A 19623-nucleotide genomic window follows, 5' to 3' on the forward strand; every position below is an offset into this window, starting at 1 on the left:
GCCGGCGCACCGCGCCGGCGGCTACGGACAGTGATCGAGGGGTCGGGCTCACGGGAGCCCGGCCCCTTTCGCGTCCCAGGTGTCGAAACGTTACCTAGATCTTTCCGGGTCGGGGCTGCGGTTCCCGCACCCCGCCCGGGGGTTGCGGCCGCCCAGGGGGGCGCCTGGGCGTATCGCCGTCCGACTCCACGGACACCTTTGAAAGGTGGCTTGCAACACTCTGTTTACCTTCGATTCAGTTGCAATGTGGCAGAGGTAACAAGTCGGGCAAAGCTCGCAATGACCGTACGTGATCATCGGATCGCATGTCTATGCCCTTCCGCGCAACGGATTCCGAAGCATTTCGGCCATTGACGCAATCAATACGCCCAGGTTCCATTGCCACCCAGGAGCGACCCCACCAGAACCCCGAGCAGACAGCCAGCGGAGGCGATACCGCTCCCACCCACAGGACCGCACAGAGCCGATCGGAAGCCACATGACCGACACGCTTCGCCCGCCACGCGCCGCGACCCCCGCGACGGCCGACACCGCCGACGCCGCCGCGCCCCAGCAACTCAAGCGCTCGATCGGCGTGGTGGGCGGCACCCTGCTCACACTGTCCTGCGTCACCCCGGCCTCCACGCTCTTCGTGATCGTCCCGGAGCTGTTCTCCAGCATCGGCAGCGCCACCGCCCTGGCCATCGCCATCGGCACCGTGCTGTGCGTCGCCGTCGCGTTCTGCTACTCCGAGCTCGGCACCCTGATCCCCAGCGCCGGCGGCGAGTACGCGATGGTCGGCACCCTCGCCGGGCGGCTGGCCGGCTGGCTGGTCTTCGTGCTCTCGCTGATCGTGGTGATGATCGTCCCCTCGGTCATCGCCCTCGGCACCGCCGACTACCTCGCCCCCGTGCTGCACCTCGACAAGGCCATGACCGGCGCCGCCGTGATGCTCGCCGCCACCCTGGCCGGCCTGCTCGACCTGCGCGCCAACGCCTGGATCACCGGTGTCTTCCTGGTCCTGGAGGTCATCGCGGCCGGCGTCGTCTCGGTGCTCGGGTTCTCCCACGCCAACGGCGACGCCCCCAGCCTGCTGCACGGCGTGGTCACCGGGGACGGCGGCGCCACCACCACGGTGAGCATCGGCGCCATCGTCGGCGCGCTCGGCATCGCCCTGTTCATCACCCAGGGCTTCTCCACCGCCGTCTACCTCTCCGAGGAGCTGGAGAACCCCCGCCGCAACGTCTCGCGCACCGTGCTGTGGACGCTCGGCATCTCCTCCGCCGTCATCCTGGTCCCGGTCGTCGCCATCACCATGGGCGCCCCCGACCTGCAGACCCTGAGCTCCGGCGACATCTCCGGCATGGTCACCGCCTGGAGCAACTCCGCGGTCGGCACCTTCATCAGCCTCTGCGTCGCGCTGGCCATCATCAACGCCGGCATCGTCATGGTCATCCAGAACTCCCGGGTCCTGTTCGCCTCCGCCCGCGACAAGGCCTGGCCCGAGCCGGTCAACAAGGCCTTCGGCACCCTCGGCCGGTTCGGCTCCCCGTGGGTCGCCACCCTGGCCGTCGGCCTGCCCGGCGCCGCGCTCTGCTTCGTCAAGGGCGCGCTGCTCAGCAACATCACCGGCGTCGCCGTCACCGGGATGTACCTGCTGGTCGCGATCGCCGCGCTGCTCTCCCGCCGCGCCCACCACAAGCACGCCGCCGCCTGGCGGATGCCGCTGTGGCCGGCCGTCCCGGTGGTGCTGATCGCCGTCCTCGTCTACGTGATGACCCAGCTGGACACCGAGCCCCTGCTGTGGACCGGCGGCATCACCGCCGCCGCCACCCTCTACTGGCTGTTCTACCTGCGCCCCCGCCAGGACACCCGCTGGGTGATCAGCCTCCCCGAGGACCAGCAGCCCTGACCCCCACCCCTCCCCCACACGGCAGTGCCCCGGGCTCCACCCGCCCGGGGCACTGCCGCGTCCGCACCGCTACTTCTTCAGCTTCCACACCGGCGCGGTGGCGATCGCCTTCAGCTGGTCGTTGCTCAGCGCCGGGGTGCTGCGGGTCGCCGGGGTCTGCTGGGTACCGCTGTTGAACGCGCTGATCACCACCCGCAGGCCGTCCGCGTGCAGGGTGTCGACGGTCCACATGCCCGGGTTGGAGCCCCGCTTGCTGACCACCACCCTGGTGCCGTCCGGCTGCGCCTGGGCACTGCCGAACAGCTCCTCCTTGGTCTTGTCGTCGCGGGACCAGTCCTGCACGTTGATCTGCACCATGGACTTGCCCTTGCCGTCGTTGACCACGAAGTTCGCGTAGCCCGGCTGGCCCCCGGTCTCCGTCTCGGTCAGCCCGGACGGCAGCAGCTTGGCGACGATCGCCAGGATCTCGTCCTTGCCGTACTCCTTGCCGTTGTCCGGCGCCGGCTCCGGCCGCGGCTCGGGGAACCTGGCGATGATCCCGTCCCAGGCCTTGTCGGTGACGACCGCCCTCAGCTGCTCCGGCGACAGCGGCGGCGTCCGGCGGCTGTCCGGTGCGCCCTTCTCCGCCGCGGCGTTCCACTCCGTCAGCTCGATCACCCGGCCGTCGGCACCGCCCAGCCAGGCGGACCACCTCTTGGTGCCGGCCTGCTTGTTCGGGTACTCGTAGCCCTGGAACAGGGTCAGCTTGCCGCCGCCCGGCAGGCCCGCGCTGGTGCAGGCGTCGTACGGGACGAGCTTGCGGTCCGGGCAGCCGTTCTCCGTCAGGACCGGGCTGCCGGCCCCGACCCGGTTGACCGAGACCGCCATCGCGGCCCTGCCCCCGCCGTCGTCGTAGACCAGCGTGCCGCCCGGGCGCTGGCCGGCGTTCTCGTCGCTGGTCCGGCCGCCCGGCAGCAGGCCCCGCAGGGTGGCCAGCACCTCCTCGCCGGTGACCTCACCCGGCTCCGCGGAGGAGGCCGGGGCCGCCGAGCCGCTCCCGCTGCCCCCGGCCGTGCTCGGGGCGGCCGCGGGCACCGTGCTCGGGCGCGGCGAGGAGCCGGTGAGGTACACCGCGCCGGTCCCCACCAGGGCCAGCGCGGCCGCGCCGCCCACCACCGCGGCGGTCGAGCGGCGGCGCCAGCGGCGGCGGCCGCGCCGGTACCCGCCCGCGAGCAGGTCGGACGGCTCGGTGCGGAAGCCCTCGCCCGTACGGGTGAGGGCGTAGAGAAGATCGTCCTCGAACTTGTCCGGTTCGGACATGGGTGGTCACCGTCTCCTTGCGTCACGGGTTACGAGAAGTGGTCAGCGGGCGGCGAGCTCGGCCAGCGAGTCGCCGAGCAGGCCGCGCAGCCGGTCCAGCGCACGGGTGGTGCGGGTGCGGACCGCCCCCGGGGAGGAGCGCAGCACCTCGGCGGTCTCCGCGACGCTGCGGTCCTCCCAGTAGCGCAGCACCAGGACGGCGCGGTCCTTGGGCGGCATCCGGCCGAGGGCGTCGAGCAGGGTCATCCGCAGCGCGCCGTCCGCCTCCCGCGCCTCCGACTCGGGCACGGCCCCGACGGGGCGCTCGGTGCTGGAGCGGCGGCGCTGCTGGGCGAGGAAGGTGCGCACCATCACCGTGTGGGTGTAGGCGGCCGGGTTGTCGATCCGGTTCCGGCCGCCGGTCCAGGCGCTGCGCCGCCAGAGCACGTACATCCGGCTGAGGGCCTCCTGGACGAGGTCCTCGGCGTAGTGGGTGTCGCCGCTGGTCAGCAGGCAGGCCGAGCGGTACAGGTGGCCGGTACGGCCGGACACCAACTCCAGGAACTCGGCGTCCTCGGCCTCCCGGCCCACCCCGATCCACCCCATGCCCAACGCTCCCCCGTGTCCGTGCTCCCTGACACTCCTTGGATGCGGTGAGCAGCCCACGACGTTACAGGCGTTGCGGAGGATTCTTCCGCGCACCCCCGGGCACCGGGCGGGTGCTGCGTACCCGGATCAGTCGGCGGAGCTGCGGCGCAGGTCGCGCAGGACGACGCCGCCGCCGATGAGCAGCGCGACCAGCAGCGCCCCGATGCCGAGGACGTACGTCGCGGTGCGGCCGTCGCGGTCGGCCTGGGTCTCGCCGAGGCCGACCGGCCGGGGCACGATCGGGGCGGCGGCCAGTTGGACGGGGGCGTCCGGGGTGGCGGTGAACGGCGCGCTCTCGGGGGCCTTGGTGACGGCCCTGACCGGGTCGACCACGCCCCAGCCGATGAACCGGTCCGGATCGCGCTGGGTGCGCTGGGCGGTCTGCTCGATCCAGGCCCGCACCTGGGCCGGCTTCCAGGTCGGGTGGGCGCCGACCAGCAGCGCGACGAGCCCGGACACGTACGGGGCGGAGAAGCTGGTGCCGTTGTCGACGCACTGGCCGCCCCTGGGGACGGTGGAGAGCATGTCGACGCCGGGTGCGGCGACCTTCACGAAGGAGCCGTACTGGGAGAACGGGGCGCGCTCGTTGTTGCGGTCGGAGGCGCCGACGGCGAGCACGGTCGGGAACGCGCCGGGGTAGGTGTCGCCCTCCTTGCCGTCGTTGCCGGTGGAGGCGACCACCACGGCGCCGCTGTCCTCGGCGGCCTGGACGGCGGCCTTCAGCTCCTGGTACCCGCCGAAGCCGGCGGCGCCGGCGCCGCGGACGTCCTGCGAGATGTTGATGACCCTGGCCTTGGCCCTGACCGCCTCGTTGACGGCCTGGACCAGGGTGGAGACGTCGCCGTTGCCGTCGCTGTCGTTCTGGCGGATCGACAGGATGGTGGCGTCGGGGGCGAGCCCGACGAAGCCCGTCCGGTCGTACCGGCGGGCGGCGATGATGCCGGCCACCTTGGTGCCGTGGCCGACCGGGTCCTCCTTGGAGCTGCCCGGGACCTTCTCCTTGGTCTCCCGGTTGACCAGCAGGTTGCCGCCCTCCAGGACCTTGCCGGCCAGCTGCGGGTTCTGGTCGTCCACGCCGGTGTCGATGACCGCGACGGTCACCCCCGCGCCGGTGGTCCGACCGCCCTGCCACAGCTCGTCCAGCAGCAGGCGCTGCAGCGACCACGGCACGGTCGGCACGTCGGGCGCGTTCTTCGGGCAGTCTCCCGCGGCGGCCAGCCCCGGTCCGCTGTCCGCGTGCGCCGGGGCGGCGAGCGGGCCGCCCAGCACGGCGAGCGCGGCCAGTGCCGCGGCCGCCTTCCGGTACCCGCGTCCGGACACCCTGCCACCCCTCATGTCGTCCACCCGTGCCGCGCGCCGAAGGGCGGGTGCCCGGAGTCCGAGCACCCGCCCCCTCACGTTCCCGCTGGGGAACGCGTGGTCAGTTGTTGCCCCACAGCTTGGCGTTGTTGTTCTCGGTCGTCCGGTAGCTCTGCGCGGCACCGTCCAGCGAGGAGGCGATCTGCGTGCAGACCTTCTGCAGGTCGGCGGCGCGCGCGTCCCACTGGGTCTGGTGGGCCTGGTAGCCCTGCTGGGCCGCGCCCTGCCAGCTGGACGCGATGCGGTTGACGTCGCCCTTGAGGTCGTTCAGCAGGTGGTCGATGCGACCGGCCGAGGCGCGCACTTCCTCGGCCGCGTGGTGGACGGTCTCGAAGTTGACGAGGATGTGGTCGGACACGATGTCTCCCTTGACGAGGATGCGGAGCACCCCGCGCTCAGCCGCGGGCGCCCCACCGAGCGGAAGGTCGGAACAGAACGGTGATCAGCGCGGTGCGGCTGATCAGCCCTGGGCGTTGGAGAACAGCGCCTTCTGCTCTTCCTCGGTGCTCGCGTAGTGCTTGGTGGTCAGCTCGATCGCGTGCTGGATCGCGGTCAGCGACTCCTTCAGCTTCGCGATGTCGGTGTTGACCTGGTCCTGCAAGGCCTTGTAGGCGTTCGCCGCCTGGCCCTGCCAGCCGCCGGTGATGCCATCGACCGTGCTGATGAGCTTCTGCCGCTCAGCCTCGATCTTCCCGATCGCGTCCTCGATCCGCTTGGCGAAAGCCAGCATCTCCTGAGCGGTCATCGTGAACTGACCCTGAGCCATGCTCCACCATCCCCCATGAGACAGACATTGCGTGTACGGAGGGCAGCGCGGCCCGACCGTCCCATCACCCGAGTGATGTCCAGGAGCACTGTAGTCGGCACACGCAGCTCACCCAACACCGAACTCGGCGCAGTTACCGGACCATGACACCGGGGCCAATTCCGTTGCCGGGCTTGGCCGATCAGGCGTTCTGCGGCTGGGCCGCGCTCTTCGCCGTCAGCGGCGGACCGGCCGGGACGAGGTCCGACCACTCGTGCGGCACCGGGAGCGGCTGGAGCTCCTTGTAGCCCAACCGGGCCTGGTTGGCGCCCGATTCGTCCTGCGGCGGCTGCTGGTCGGGCGTGGTGGCGCCCGGCTGCGGGGTGGGCGTCTTCGGGGCGCCGCCCTGGCCCGGCTGCGCGCTCTGACCCGGCTGCGCGCCGGGCGGGGTGGTGGCGCCGGGCGGGGTGGTGGCGCCGCGGCCACCGTCGCCGTTGGCCGGCACCGAGTAGCGCAGACCGGTCTCGGTAATCAGGAAGTCGGTGCCCGAGCCGCCCGCCGCGTTGTCCAGCGCGCGGTAGAAGAGGCCGTGCCCGGGCGTCACGTACGCGGCGCCCGCGCCGTTGTTGTACGGCGCCGGGTAGGACGTCCCGGCCCAGACGCTGCGCCGGGGCGTACGGCCGTCCTCGGCGACGCCGTCGAAGGTGCTGCACACCACCAGGCGCGCGTCCTGCCGCTCCTGCCAGTTGTTGGCCGGCGCACCGGACTTCAGCGGCCAGTCGTCCCCGCTGCCCGGCAGCCGGACGTCGTTGCCGAGCCCGGCGTGGTCGGCCGGGGTCATCTCGTCGCTGCGCGGCCGCTTGTCGCCGTCGTACTTGTAGAGGTCCTGGTAGTCCGGGTTCTGCCGGATCAGCTCCGCCTGGAACGGCGTCACCAGGTAGAGCCGGTCCTTGCCGACCACGTAGTGGCGGTCCTGGTAGTGCACCAGCCGCCCGATCCGGCGGTCGGCCTGGTTGCCCAGCTCCACCGAGGAGTTGGGGCTCGGACTGTCCGCCACCCCGTCGACCTTCGGGAAGGTGATCGGGCTGCCCGTCACCAGGGTGTCCAGCCACTCGCGCTTGACGCGCTGCGGCACCGCGTTGGGCCCGAAGACCGCGGTGATCAGCGACTTGCGCTCCTTGTCGTCCGCCTGCGGCGAGCCGATGCCGTGCTTGCGGCCCTGCGCGTCGACCAGGAACACCTTCGCGTCACCCGGCCTGGCCGCGGGCTGGCCCGGCGCCGGCTGCGCGGAGACCTGCTGCTCGTCCGCCTGCTGCACCAGCAGCAGTTGGTCCTGGCCGAGCATCCGGTCCTTGGCCGCCAGCGCCGCCGCGTCCGGGCCGGCCGCCACGAACACCGCCTGGTTGACGGTCTCCTGCTTGTCGTCCGAGCCCGGGCGGTCGCAGACCGACCACTTCATCGGCTTGTCCGCGTTGTCCCTCGCCGGCAGCTTGTCCGGCGCGTACGGGATGCCGATCGTCGGGCCGTGGTTGGGGTAGCTGTCGAGCACCCCGTCGTCGACCACCACCACCTTGGCGTCGGCCGGCAGCACCAGCCGCGCCGAGGACATGTTGAGCACCTGGTGCAGCCGCTTGGTCCGGCCGTCCGGGTCGGTCAGCACCACGTACCGGGTGGTCGACTTCTTGCCCTGGACGACGTTCTTTCCGTCGTCCCAGTGCAGCGGCGCACTCGGCTTGAACACCCCCCACAGCCCGAACCCGGCGACGATCACCGCCCCCGCCAGCACGCTCGGCAGCACCGCCTTCACCGGGCGCGGCGCGTCCTCGTCGCTGCCGCCGCCACCGGGCAGCAGGAACGCCCCCACCGTGCGCTTGCGGGCGAAGGTGTACGCGTTCAGCTCGTCCCGGCGCGATGCCATCCTCGTCGTCCCCCTCGTCAGACCTTGTCGGACCGGCCTGCACCACCCCCCGCACCCGCCGGGCGGGAACCCGTACGAACCCTCTACGATGCGGCACCAGACGGTGAGTACGGTACGGGTACGGTCCGCGCACCGGCCAGCCGGGCCGCGGCAACTGATCAGAGAGGGTCACCCGGGGGATGCCAAGCCAGACCGCTCCAGGACGCCGCGGACCGGCCACGGGCGGGAGGTCGCGCCGCTCCGGCCGGGCGCAGCACGGCGGCCCCGCGACCGGGAGCACGCCCGGGCAGCCGCTGCCGCCCGCCGGCGGGAGCGGCGGCCGTGACGAAGGCGGTCGCGGGCCCGTCCAGCTCCGGATCAACCCCCGGCCCGGGCTGCTCGGCGGGCGGCTGAGGCTCCAACAGCTCGTCCTGGTCGAGGTCGCGGCCGCGCTGGTCGCGGTGGGCTGGACGATCAGCCGGCCGGTCGCCGCCGGCTTCGGCGCGGTCGCGCTGGTCCTGGTGGTGCTCGCCGTGGTCCCGCTGCGCGGCCGGACCATCCCCGAACTGCTGCGGGTGCGCGCCGCCCTCAAGTCCCGCCGCCGGCAGGCCCGCAACACGCTGCCGCCGGCCGGCACCGACCCGGCGCTGGCCCCCGCCCTGGAACTCGAACCGGCGCTGCGCACCTGCACCCACGCCACCGAGGCCGACCTCGGCGGCCGCCCGGTCCGCCGGGAGACGGGCATGGTCGGCGACGGCACCTTCCTCAGCTCGGTGCTGCTCGTCCAGGCCAAGGACCAGCCGCTGCGCCCGGTGCGCACCGCGCTGCCGCTGCCCCTGGACGTGATCTGCTCGGCGCTCCAGGTCGACGACATCACCCTGGAGTCGGTGCAACTCGTCCAGCACACCCAGCCGGCCCCGGCCCCGCACCTGCCCGAGCAGTCGCTGGCCGCCCGCGCCTACCGGGAGCTGCCGGACGGCACCGCCACCCCCGGGCTGCGGCTGACCTGGGTGGCGCTCAAGCTCGACCCGGAGCGCGCCGCGGCCGCCGTCCGGGCCCGCGGCGGCGGCGAGGAGGGCGCCCGTAAGGCGCTGCAACGGGTGACCGACCAGCTGGCCGGGCGGCTCAACAGCGCCGGGTTCAACGCGACCGTGCTGGACGAGCGCGAGCTGATCGCCGCGCTGGCCATCTCCACCTGCGCCAACCCGCTCGCGGTGGCCGGGCGCCAGGGCACCGGCAGCGGCGCCGGCACCACCCGCCGCACCCAGGAGGGCAGCCGGTCCTGGCGGATCGACGACCGCTGGCACAGCACCTACTGGATCTCCCGCTGGCCGCAGCTCAGCCGCCCCGGCGGCTCGCCCGGCCGGATCGCCGCACCCGACCTGGTCAACCTGGTCACCGGCACTCCCGCGCTGGCCAGCACCTTCAGCCTGACCGCCGGGCGCGGCACCGGCGGCTCGGTGACCGTCAGCGGACACCTGCGGGTGACCGGGCGCAGCGAGAGCGAGGTGACGCAGGTCGGCCGCCAGGTGGAGGCGCGGGCGCAGGGCGCCGGACTCGGCCTGGTCCGGCTCGACCTGGAGCAGGCCCCCGGGGTGCTCGCCACCCTGCCGCTGGGAGGAGCGTCCTGATGGCGTACCAGACCTATCCGGCCCCCGGCCCGCAGCACGGCGCCGAACGGCCCCGGGCGCGGTCCCGGATCCTGCCCGGCTTCGGGCTGCGCGGCCCGCGCCGGGAGAGGCACGTGCTGGACGCCGCGGACCTCGGGGCGCTGGCCTTCCCGGTCGGCGACGACGGCGTGGTGATCGGCGTCGACCCGCAGGGGCTGCCCGCGGTGCTCGGCCTGTTCCGGCCCAGCGCGTACGACCTGGTGCTGGTCGGCGGCGTGTGGACGGCTCAGGTCATCGCGCTGCGGGCGGCCGCGATCGGCGCCCGGGTCGCGGTGGAGACCGCGCGCGGGCAGCTGTGGGGCCCGCTGGCGCAGGCCGCGGGCGGCGGGCAGCCGTGCGTGACGGTCCACCAGGTCGGCCGACTCGGCCCGCAGGGAGCCTCGGTGGCCTCGCCGGTCCTGGTGGTGCGCGACCTCGGCGCCCGCCCGCCGCGCAGCCGGCTCTCCGCCGCGCCCTGGCAGACCACCCTGACCCTGCTGCCGTACCTGGGCCCGAACGCGGCCCGGGTGCTCAACTCGGCCGACCTGGTGGGCGTGCAGCGGATCTCCCCGCAGGAGGCGGAGCTGACCGGCCGGGTGCTGTCGCTCCCGCCGGAGGACGTCGCCGCGCTGCCCACCCTCGGCGACGACCTCACGCTGTGGGCCACCCGGATGCGGCGCCAGTACGTGCGGGCCGTGGCCGGGCAGGCCGAGCAGCAGGTTCTCGGCGGTCCGCGCCGGATGGACTGAGCGGCGGCGCCGGGCCCGGAGGGCCGCTCCGGATCCGACGCCGCCTTCAACGGGGGTTGCCGCACGGCCTAGTCTTTGATGCGGCAACGGCACCGCTGAACAAGCGGCGGCGAACACGAGGGAGCCCTAGTGAGCAGCGATCGGGACGGCGTCTACGTCGGCGACAACGCGGCAGAGGACGACGACGACTGGTCCGACGCGCCCGACTACACTCCCCCGTCCTGGTACGTGCAGACGGACGCCTCGGCGGCCCCGGCCCCGACCCCGGCGGTGCAGGCACCGGCCGCCCCGGCCCCGGCAGTTCAGGATCCGCCGGCGGTGCAGGCTCCGCAGGCCACCGCTCCGGCGCCGGTGCCCGCCCAGGCTCCGGCCCCGACGCCGGCTCAGGAGCCCGTGCCCGCACAGCCCGTACCCGCACAGCCCGTGTCCGCGCAGCCCGTGCCGCCCGCACAGCCCGTCCAGGCCGAGGCGCAGCACGTCCCGTTCCCGGCGTCCGCTCCTGCCCAGGCCGCCGTCCCTGCCCAGGCGTTCGAGCAGCCACCGGCCGTCGCCCCGGGCTGGCCGGCGGAGGCCCCGGCGCAGCCGCAGCCCGCCCCGGCCGCACAGCCGCCGTACCCGGCCCCGGCCCCGGCCGCGCCGCCGGTGCAGCCCGCCCAGCCGGTCCCGCCGCAGACGTACCCGCAGCCGTACCCGCAGCCGCCCGCGCAGCACCTGCCCCCGCAGCAGCCGCTGCCGCCGCACGACCCGCAGTCCGCCGCCGCGTGGGCCGCCCAGCAGGCCGCCGCCCAGCCGCAGCCCGCACAGCCGCAGCAGCCGGCCCCGCAGCCCGCGCCGGTGGATCCGCGCCAGGGCGGCTGGCCGCAGGCCCCCGCCTACCCGCAGTCGGCCCAGCCCCAGCCCCAGCCGCACGAGTACCAGCAGTTGCGGCCGGGCTCGACGCACGAGCAGTCCGGCGGGGTGCAGCCGTGGCCGCCGCAGGGCGCCGTCGCACCGCCGCCGGTCGCGTTCCCGCACGCCGCCGCCCCGCAGCCGCCCGTGGCGCACGGTGCGCCGCTCGGCTACACCGCCGCGGTCGAGCTGTCCTCGGACCGGCTGCTGCGCAGCCAGCCCAAGCAGCAGCGCCAGCAGCCGCGGTTCCAGTTCGGCGGCAAGGCGGCGGCCGCCGAGAAGGCGCGCAAGCTGGAGATCATCCGCACCCCGGTGCTGAGCTGCTACCGGATCGCCGTGATCAGCCTCAAGGGCGGGGTCGGCAAGACCACGACCACCACCGCGCTCGGCGCGACCCTGGCCAGCGAGCGCCAGGACAAGGTGATCGCGATCGACGCCAACCCGGACGCCGGCACCCTGGGCCGCCGGGTCAAGCGCCAGACCGGCGCGACCATCCGCGACCTGGTGACGGCCATCCCGCACCTGCGCAGCTACATGGACATCCGTCAGTTCACCTCGCAGGACCTCAACTCCGGCCTGGAGATCCTGGCGAACGACGTCGACCCGGCGGTCTCGACGACGTTCAACGACTCGGACTACCGCCAGGTCATCGACGTGCTGGGCCGCCAGTACCCGATCATCCTGACCGACTCCGGCACCGGCCTGCTGTACAGCGCGATGCGCGGGGTGCTGGACCTCGCCGACCAGCTGATCATCGTCTCCACCCCCAGCGTGGACGGCGCCTCCAGTGCCTCGACCACCCTGGACTGGCTCTCCGCGCACGGCTACGCGGACCTGGTGCAGCGCAGCATCACGGTGGTCTCCGGGGTGCGCGAGACCAGCAAGCTGATCAAGGTCGAGGACATCGTCGCGCACTTCCAGACCCGCTGCCGCGGGGTGATCGTGGTGCCGTTCGACGAGAGCCTGGCGGCCGGCGCCGAGGTCAACCTCGACATGATGCGGCCCAAGGTCCGTGAGGCCTACTTCGAGCTGGCCACCCTGGTCGGCGAGGACATCGTCCGGGCCCAGCAGGCCGCCGCCCAGCAGTCCGGGTGGCAGCAGCAGGTGCAGGCCACGCCGTACCCGCCGCAGCCGCAGCCACAGCCGTATCCGGGTCAGGCGGGCCAGGCGGGTCAGGCGGGCCAGGCCGCTCAGCCCGCCCCCGGGGCGCCGTGGGCGCCGCAGCCCGGCCAGGCCCCGCCGCCGCCCCCCGGCTACGGCTACCCGCAGCAGCCGCCCGCCCCCACGGCCTGGCCGCAGCCGGGCGCCCAGCAGCAGGCGGCCCCGCAGCCGGGCCCGGGCTACGGCTACCCGCCCGTCCAGGGCCAGCCGCCGCAGCCCGTCCCGCCGTCCCAGCCCGCCCCGCCGTCCCCGCCGGACGGCTACCAGCCGCCGCCCGGCTACGGCCACCCGCAGCAGCCCCCGCAGTGACGCCGAAGGGCCCGCCGACCAGGTCGGCGGGCCCTTCCCCGTGCTGCGGCGGTGCTCAGACGCCGTCGGTCAGCTCGCGGGCCTGCTTGACGTCGTCGGCCATCCGGTCGAGCAGCGCGTCGATGGAGTCGAACTTCTCCATCCCGCGCAGGTAGGCCAGGAAGTCCACGGCCACGTGCAGCCCGTACAGGTCCAGGCCGACCCGGTCGATGGCGTACGCCTCGACGGTGCGGGCGGTGCCGTCGAAGGTCGGGTTGGTGCCGACCGAGATGGCGGCGGGCATGCGCTCGCCGTCGGCGGTCAGCCAGCCCGCGTACACGCCGTCGGCCGGGATCGCGCTGTGCGGCACGGTCTCGACGTTGGCGGTGGGGTAGCCGAGCTCGCGGCCGCGCTGCGCGCCGCGCACCACCACGCCCTCGACCCGGTGCGGGCGGCCCAGCACCTCGCCGGCGCCGGCCATGTCGCCGGTCTCGACCAGCCGCCGGGTCAGGGTGGACGAGAACGGCTCGCCGGCCCCGGCGGCGCCGCTCACCTGGAGGTCGACCACCTCGACGTCGAAGCCGGCCGAGCGGCCCAGCTCGGTGAGCAGCGCGACGTCCCCGGCGGCCCGGTGCCCGAAGCGGAAGTTGGGGCCCTCGATGACGGCCCGGGCGTGCAGGGCGTCGACCAGGACCTGCTGGACGAAGGTCTCCGGCGACTCCTGGGACAGCTCCGGGGTGAACGGCAGCACCAGCACCGCGTCCACGCCGAGGCCCGCGATCAGCTCGGCGCGGCGCGCCTGCGGGGCGAGCAGCGGCGGGTGGCTGCCCGGGCGGATGACCTCGCGCGGGTGTGGGTCGAAGGTCACCACCACCGCGGGGAGGCCGAGTTCGCGGGCCCGCTCGACCGCCCGACCGATGATCAGCTGATGCCCGCGGTGCACCCCGTCGAACGAGCCGATGGTGACGACGCTGCGTCCCCAGTCAGCGGGGATCTCCTCCAGGCCACGCCAGCGCTGCACCCTGACCGCTCCTTGTTCCGTACGGCGCGTACCCTCTGTACGCTCAAACGCTCAAACCCGAACCCCTATAGCGTGCCATGCGCCTGCTCCTGCTCCGGCACCGGAATACGGGTTGGGCGCACCGGCGGGTGCGCGACGCGCCCGGGCACGGCCCGCTCCGCCTCGGCGGCCGCGTACTGCGGGTCGCGGCCGGCCGCCGCCAGGGCCCGCATCCGGGCCAGCCGGGGCCCGTCCGGCGCGGTCGGGGCGGCGTCCCGCGGCCACTGGGCGAGCAGCTGCGCGAACGCCGCCGAGCGGCCGGCCCAGCGCACCAGCAGTTCGTCCGCGTCCGGCAGGCCTGGCGTCGCCCGGGCCAGCACCGCGCGGGCCCGGGCCGGGTTCTCGGCCGCGCAGTGCTCGGCCAGCCGCTCCACGGCCGCGGTCAGCACCCCCGGGTCGGTCTCGATGGCGAGCAGGGTGTCCAGCAGTTCGCAGCGCAGCGCTTCCGCCGCCGGGTCGGCCACCGGGACGGACAGCACCTGGGCGAACGGCCGCCGCACCCCGGCCGTCCGGGCGGCCAGCGCGCCGCCGAGCAGTACCCGCAGCTCCAGCCGGGCGGCCGGGCCGCCGGTCGCGGCGCGCTCCAGGCGGCGGCCCAGGTAGTCGACGGCGACCGGGCCGGCCAGGGCCGGGTGCTCGCGCAGCAGCCGGGCGGCCAGTTCGGCGCCCCGCCGGGTGGCCACCGGGGTGCGGGCGTCGGCGAGCATCCGCAGGGTCTCGGCGGCGGCCGCGCCGGGGGCCGCCAGCCGGTCGGCGAGCGCGGCCAGGACGGGTTCCGGGTCGCTCTCCAGGGCGGGGGCCAGCGCCCTGGGGGTGAGGAAGGCGTCGCCGCCCGCCCGGTGCAGGGCCAGCGCGGCGGGGAGGTGCTCGGCCCTGGTCGCCGGGTCGCCGACCAGCAGGGCGAGGGCGGCGCCGTGCAGGCCCGGTTCGTCCTCGCGGGCGAGCAGGGTCAGCGCGGTGAACCGCAGCAGTCCGGCGGCGGCGCCGACGGCGTGCGGGGCGGCGTGCAGGGCGTGCACGGCGGCGGCGACGTGCCGCTCGGGCCGCCCGTCGTGGCTCCAGCGGTCCACCGCCCGGCAGAGCGCGGAGGGCTCCTCGGTGGCGAGCACGGTGAGCAGCGCGTCCGCCCTCGGGTGCGCGGCGTCGGCCAGGGCGTCGGCCAACTCGTCCAGGGCGAGCCGGCGGTGGGCGTGCAGCAGGTCGTGGGCGAGGTCGGCGACGGTGTGCCCGGGGCGGCCGGGCAGGCCGCGCGGATCGTCGAACCAGGCGCAGAGCAGCGGGAACACCGCGACGGGGTCGGCGCGCAGCCGTTCGGCCACCGCGCCGAGGAACGGCTGCCCGGGCCCGTCGGCGGTCACCAGGCGGCGCAGCAGCGCGAGTTCGGCCTCGGCGGGCAGGCCGAGGCCGGTCCAGAACGCCGGGCCGAACGCGCCGAGCCCGTCCGCCGGGAGCGCGTCCAACCCGCCTTCGGCGGCGGCCCGTTCGGCGATCCGACCGGCCAACTGGTCGAGCAGCGCCCGGTGTTCGGTCGGATCCGGGCTGGCGGCCAGCCCGGCGGTGAGCAGCCGGCCCGCCCACCAGGCCGGTTCGCTGCCGGGCGGGCGCAGGTCCAGGGCGCGCCAGAGCCGGTGCAGCCACGGGTCCAGGGCGGGTGCGCCCCAGGTCTCGGCCAGTCGGCGCAGCGCGGCGGCGACCGGGCCGATCCGGTGCCGGGGGACGCCGCGCGGGGGGCCCTGCGCAGGCGCGCCCTCCGGCCCGTTCGCGGGTGCGGAGGGCGTGTCCGCGGCCTCGCCGAGCAGCAGCCGCAGCGCGGCGTCCAGGTCCAGGTGCAGGCCCTGCAGCCAGTCCGCGAACTCCCCGTGCGCGAACCGGAATCCGGGCCCGGCCGGGACGAACAGGCCCTCGGCGAGGACGGCCGTGGCCCAGCCACCGGCCGCCGGGAACAGCTCCTCGAAGGCGGCCCGGCCCAGGCCGCCCGGCCCGGCGCCGAGCATCCGCCGGGCCGCCTCGTGCACCCGTCCGGCCACCGCGGCCGCCAGCCGCCGCACCCGCCCGTGGGAGGGCCCGGCCGGGCGGGCGGAGCTGCGGCGGTGGGCGCCCGGGCGGCGCTGCCGGCCGTCCTCGACCAGCCGCCCGGCCACCCGCAGGCAGCGCAGGTCCAGGTAGGCGGCGAACAGTTCGCCCCGGCGGGCCGGCTCCCCGCGCAGGCCCTCCGCCCACAGCTCGCCGGCCAGCCGGACGGCCAGCGGGTGCCGCGCGTCGGCGTCGGCCGGCCAGCCCGGCGGCAGCCCGTAGCGGCGGCGCACCCGCTCGGCCGCCTCGGCGGGAAGCGGGCCGAGCCGGTGCCCGGCGAGGCTGGGGGCACCGGGGCCGCCGCCGTCCATCCGGACGGTGGGGGCGCTGGCGAGGTCGCCGCCCGGCTCCGGCTGGTCCGGGTAGCGGGCGTGGCCGGTGCCGCTGCCCCACTTCTCGGCCGCCAGCCGCACCCAGGCCTCCTCGCCGCAGGCGGTCAGCAGCCGCGCCCCGCAGCCGGTCAGCCAGTCCCCGGCGCCGCGCAGCCAGCGCGGGTCCAGCGGCGCCGGGGCCTCCTCGGGGCCGTCCAGGACCACCAGCAGCGGCCGCCCGGCCGCCGCGCACAGCGCCGCCACCGGTTCCGGCGCGGGCGCCGGGATGCCCAGCTCGGCCGCGACGGCGGCCAGGGCCCGTTCCACCGGGGCGGCGAGCGAGCGGTCCTCGGCGCGCAGGTCGGCGCCGCGCAGCCAGAGGGTGGGCAGCGGCCGGGCGCCACCGGCGCGGCGGGCGGCGAGGGCGGCGAGTTCGGTGGAGCGCCCGCTGCCGGGGGCGCCGACCAGGGCGGTGACGGTGGCCCGCGGTTCGTCCCCGGCCAGTCCGTCGGGCCGGTCGACCCGGTCGGCGGCGAGCCCGGCGACGCGGTCCGGGCCGGCCCCGGCGGCGGCCAGCTGGGCGGCGGTCAGCCGCAGCACGCCGGCCAGGTTGAGCGCGGGCCCGTAGCCGGGTACGGCCGCGCCGTTGCGCGCCAGCAGTTCGGCCAGCGCCGGGGCGACCGCGACCGCGCCGCCGCCGGCCGGCACCGCCGGGAGCGCGCCGTCGTGCTGCGGCCCGCGCAGCGCGGGCACGGCCAGGGCCACCACGGCGCCGCTGCGGGCGTCCAGCACCGGCGAACCCGCCGGCACCGCGACGCCGGCGACCACCGGCGGGTCGAGCAGCAGCACCCCGCCGGCCCCACCGGCCCCGGACCCGGCGGCACCGAGCAGACCGCAGCGCAGCGCCACCACCCGCCCGTCCTCGCCGGCCAGCGCGGGCAGCAGCACCTCGCGCCCGGCCCCGAGGGCCGCGACGGGCAGCGGCGGCACGGGCAGCCCGCCGACCGCGTCGGTGCGCAGCAGGGCGAGCCCGTGCTCGGGCAGCGGCAGTACGGCGTCCGGGCCCAGCACCCTGGTCTGCCCGCCGGGGGTGTGCAGGACGATCCGGTCCAGGCCGGTGACGCTCTCGTGGGCGGTCAGGACGGTGCCCTGCGAGTCGGCGACGAACCCTAAGCCGTGCAGTCGCCCGTTGAGGTCGCGGACCCGCAGCAGGTACCGCCCCGGATCTCCCGCCACGCCGTTGCCGTCCAGGAATCCCGGCATTCGCACTGCCCTCCCCGCAGGCCGGACGGCCCGGGGGCGGGCTTGTCTCGGCGACCTGCTCGCCGCCGGGGAGCCTGCCCGCCAGGGAGGCGGCCCCACCGCGCCTGCGCCGCTCACCACGGGCGTTCACCTCGCGCGCTCCCCCGGGCGGGTGACCCCTCCCTCGCCGGAACGAGCCCCCGGACCTCGCCGGAACACCCCCCGAACGAGCGAAGCCCCTCCTGGGACGACTCCCGAACGAGCGAAACCCCCGCCGGAAGACTCCCGGCGGGGGTGACGCGTGCGCTGCGGGGCGTCAGCCGACGAAGACCGCGACCGGCTTCGCCTGCCCGCCCGTCTCCTCGACCAGCGCGAGGAAGCGCCCGTCCGGCCCGAACACCGCGATCGGCCCGTCCACGCCCAACCCGGGCGCCTTGAGTCGGGCACCGTGCGACAGCTTCTCCGCCGCCGACTCGTCCAGGTCCCAGCGCGGGAAGGCGGCGGCCGCGGCCTCCCCGATCGGCAGCACCTGCAGCCCCGTCGGGGACTCGCCGGTGACCGCGGCCTCCAGCTGCTCCAGGGTGTGCGCCGACTCCACCGAGTACGGCCCGACCCTGGTGCGCCGCAGCGCGGTGAGGTGGCCGCCGACGCCGAGCCCGGCGCCCAGGTCGCGGGCCAGCGCCCGGATGTAGGTACCGGAGGAGCACTCGACGGTCACGTCCAGGTCGATCACCGGCGTGCCGTCCTCGGCGATCGCCGCGCGCTGCCCGTGCACGGTGAAGGAGTGGATCGTGGTGGGCCGGGCCGCGAGCTCGAAGTCCTCGCCCTCGCGCACCCGCGCGTACGACCGCTTGCCGTCGATCTTGATCGCGCTGACCTTGGAGGGCACCTGCATGATCTCGCCGGTGAGCGCTGCGATCCCGGCGTCGATCGCCTCCCTGGTCACCCCGTCGGCCGGGGCGGACGCGGTGACCTCGCCCTCCCGGTCGTCGGTGACGGTGGTCTGGCCGAGCCGGATGGTCGCCTCGTACGTCTTGGCGGTGAGCATCAGGTGGCCGAGCAGCCGGGTGGCCCGCTCGACGCCGATCACCAGCACGCCGGTGGCCATCGGGTCGAGCGTGCCGGCGTGCCCGACCTTCCGCGTCCCGGCCAGCCATCGCAGCTTGGCGACGACCCCGTGGGAGGTGATGCCCTCGGGCTTGTCGACGATCACCAGGCCGTCCGGGCCGGTGCCTTTGCGCTTCATCAAGTTCTTTCTCTAAAAAGCGGTCAAGAGATGATCAACGTACCGGTCGCAGCGCGCCCCGGAACCGTTCGACCACCGCGGCCACGTCCTCCCGGGCGCTGAACCCGGCCGCGAAGACGTGCCCGCCGCCACCCAGCTCCCCACAGGCGGCGGCGACGTCCACCGCGCCCTTGGAACGCGAGGAGCCCCGCAGCGTGCCGTCCGGGTCCTGCTTGAGCACCAGCGCCACCTCGGCCTCGGCCGGGCGGCGCAGGATGTCGATCAGCCCCTCGATCTCCTCGACCGTGACGCTGAACAGCACCAGGTCCTGGTACGGCACCCAGGTCCACACCAGGCCCAGCCCGCCGGCCGCGTCCGGCTCGTAGACGGCCCGGTCGAGCGCGCCCGCGAGCACCTTGAGGTAGCCGAAGGAGGAGGTGTCCCACAGCTGCCGGGAGATCAGGTCGTGCCGGATGCCGGTGGCCAGCAGCCGCCCGGCGAGTTCGTGGGTGGCGGGCGTGGTGGCCCGGTACTTGAACGAACCGGTGTCGGTGGCGACGCCGGTGTACAGGCAGGTGGCCAGGTCCTGGTCGAGTTCGACGCCGAGCCGGCGCAGCAGTTCGTCGACCAGGACGGCGGTGGCCGGCGCGGTCGGGTCGATCAGCTGGTGGGTGCCGAAGCCCGGATTGGAGGCGTGGTGGTCGATCACCACCAGCACCGGCGCGGCGAAGGCCTTGCCGTGCAGCAGGCCGAGCCGGCTCTCCGCGGCCACGTCGAAGCAGAGCACCAGCTCGGGGACGTCCGGCACCTCGGCGGCCGGCACGATCAGCTCCTGGCCGGGCAGGAAGGCCAGCGACTCGGGCACGATCTGCGGGTCGTCGCCGAAGGAGACCCGCACCCGCTTGCCGAGCCCGCGCAGCGCCAGCGCGGCCGCCAGCGAGGAGCCCAGGGCGTCGCCGTCCGGGCAGATGTGGCAGATCAGGTCGATCGAACGGGCCCGCCCGATCTCCGCCACCACCTGCTGCCAGATCAGCTCGAAACCGCTCTCCTCGGTGCGCGGCCCCGGGAGCGCCACGAGGGCGTCCTCCACCGTGCTGGTGGAAGACGCCCCCGTGGTCGAACCGGCTCGCGAGGCGGCCTTCGCCGGCTCACCCGCCAT

At 75.3% G+C, this 19623-nt stretch carries 14 protein-coding genes; 4 read left to right on the forward strand and 10 right to left on the reverse strand.

Going from position 1 to position 19623, the window contains the following annotated elements:
* Positions 1-478 precede the first annotated feature (478 nt).
* Positions 479-1891, forward strand: coding sequence for an APC family permease (locus tag ACFVTF_RS34115; protein WP_371516966.1), 1413 nt, complete (start codon positions 479-481; stop codon positions 1889-1891).
* 69 nt (positions 1892-1960) lie between these two features.
* On the opposite strand, the gene ACFVTF_RS34120 is transcribed toward ACFVTF_RS34115, so the two are convergent.
* The 6 genes from ACFVTF_RS34120 to ACFVTF_RS34145 form a co-directional block, all read right to left on the reverse strand.
* Positions 1961-3190: a hypothetical protein gene (locus tag ACFVTF_RS34120; protein ID WP_387817924.1), complete on the reverse strand. Its 1230-nt coding sequence runs from the start codon at positions 3188-3190 to the stop codon at positions 1961-1963.
* A gap of 42 nt (positions 3191-3232) precedes the next feature.
* Positions 3233-3775 (reverse strand): SigE family RNA polymerase sigma factor, encoded by a 543-nt coding sequence (locus ACFVTF_RS34125; RefSeq protein ID WP_387817925.1) that lies wholly within the window; start codon positions 3773-3775, stop codon positions 3233-3235.
* A 129-nt stretch (positions 3776-3904) separates the two neighbouring features.
* Positions 3905-5137 carry a type VII secretion-associated serine protease mycosin gene (gene mycP / locus ACFVTF_RS34130; protein ID WP_387817926.1) on the reverse strand — a complete coding sequence of 411 codons (1233 nt, stop codon included), beginning with the start codon at positions 5135-5137 and terminating at the stop codon, positions 3905-3907.
* Positions 5138-5237: 100 nt separating this feature from the next.
* Positions 5238-5534 (reverse strand): WXG100 family type VII secretion target, encoded by a 297-nt coding sequence (locus tag ACFVTF_RS34135; protein WP_371516970.1) that lies wholly within the window; start codon positions 5532-5534, stop codon positions 5238-5240.
* A gap of 102 nt (positions 5535-5636) precedes the next feature.
* The gene (locus tag ACFVTF_RS34140; RefSeq protein ID WP_350885676.1) at positions 5637-5942 is read right to left on the reverse strand and encodes a WXG100 family type VII secretion target; all 306 of its coding nucleotides are present in this window, start codon (positions 5940-5942) and stop codon (positions 5637-5639) included.
* Between the two features lie 181 nt (positions 5943-6123).
* Positions 6124-7839, reverse strand: a complete 1716-nt coding sequence (locus ACFVTF_RS34145; RefSeq protein WP_387817928.1) for a type VII secretion protein EccB — start codon at positions 7837-7839, stop codon at positions 6124-6126.
* A 179-nt stretch (positions 7840-8018) separates the two neighbouring features.
* Between ACFVTF_RS34145 and eccE the strand changes: the two genes are divergently transcribed.
* The 3 genes from eccE (at position 8019) to ACFVTF_RS34160 (ending at position 12574) form a co-directional block, all read left to right on the forward strand.
* Positions 8019-9449, forward strand: a complete 1431-nt coding sequence (gene eccE / locus ACFVTF_RS34150; protein WP_387817929.1) for a type VII secretion protein EccE — start codon at positions 8019-8021, stop codon at positions 9447-9449.
* On the forward strand, positions 9449-10216 hold the full coding sequence (locus ACFVTF_RS34155) for a hypothetical protein (protein WP_387817930.1): 768 nt from the start codon (positions 9449-9451) through the stop codon (positions 10214-10216). Before eccE ends, ACFVTF_RS34155 begins: the two co-directional genes overlap by 1 nt.
* A 129-nt stretch (positions 10217-10345) precedes the next feature.
* Entirely contained in the window at positions 10346-12574 is a 2229-nt protein-coding gene (locus ACFVTF_RS34160; protein ID WP_387817931.1) for a MinD/ParA family protein, read from the forward strand.
* Positions 12575-12629: 55 nt separating this feature from the next.
* Here the strand turns inward: ACFVTF_RS34160 and ACFVTF_RS34165 are convergent, their stop codons facing one another.
* The 4 genes from ACFVTF_RS34165 to ACFVTF_RS34180 form a co-directional block, all read right to left on the reverse strand.
* Complete coding sequence (locus tag ACFVTF_RS34165; protein WP_363586521.1) at positions 12630-13574, reverse strand: bifunctional riboflavin kinase/FAD synthetase; 945 nt, start codon at positions 13572-13574, stop codon at positions 12630-12632.
* A 65-nt stretch (positions 13575-13639) separates the two neighbouring features.
* Positions 13640-17260: a serine protease gene (locus ACFVTF_RS34170; RefSeq protein WP_387817932.1), complete on the reverse strand. Its 3621-nt coding sequence runs from the start codon at positions 17258-17260 to the stop codon at positions 13640-13642.
* Positions 17261-17555: 295 nt separating this feature from the next.
* Positions 17556-18485, reverse strand: coding sequence for a tRNA pseudouridine(55) synthase TruB (truB, locus tag ACFVTF_RS34175; RefSeq protein WP_387817933.1), 930 nt, complete (start codon positions 18483-18485; stop codon positions 17556-17558).
* A 34-nt stretch (positions 18486-18519) separates the two neighbouring features.
* Positions 18520-19623, reverse strand: coding sequence for a bifunctional oligoribonuclease/PAP phosphatase NrnA (locus ACFVTF_RS34180; protein ID WP_387817934.1), 1104 nt, complete (start codon positions 19621-19623; stop codon positions 18520-18522).

Origin of the sequence: Kitasatospora sp. NPDC057940, assembly GCF_042887425.1 — a bacterium.
Lineage (GTDB): Bacteria > Actinomycetota > Actinomycetes > Streptomycetales > Streptomycetaceae > Kitasatospora.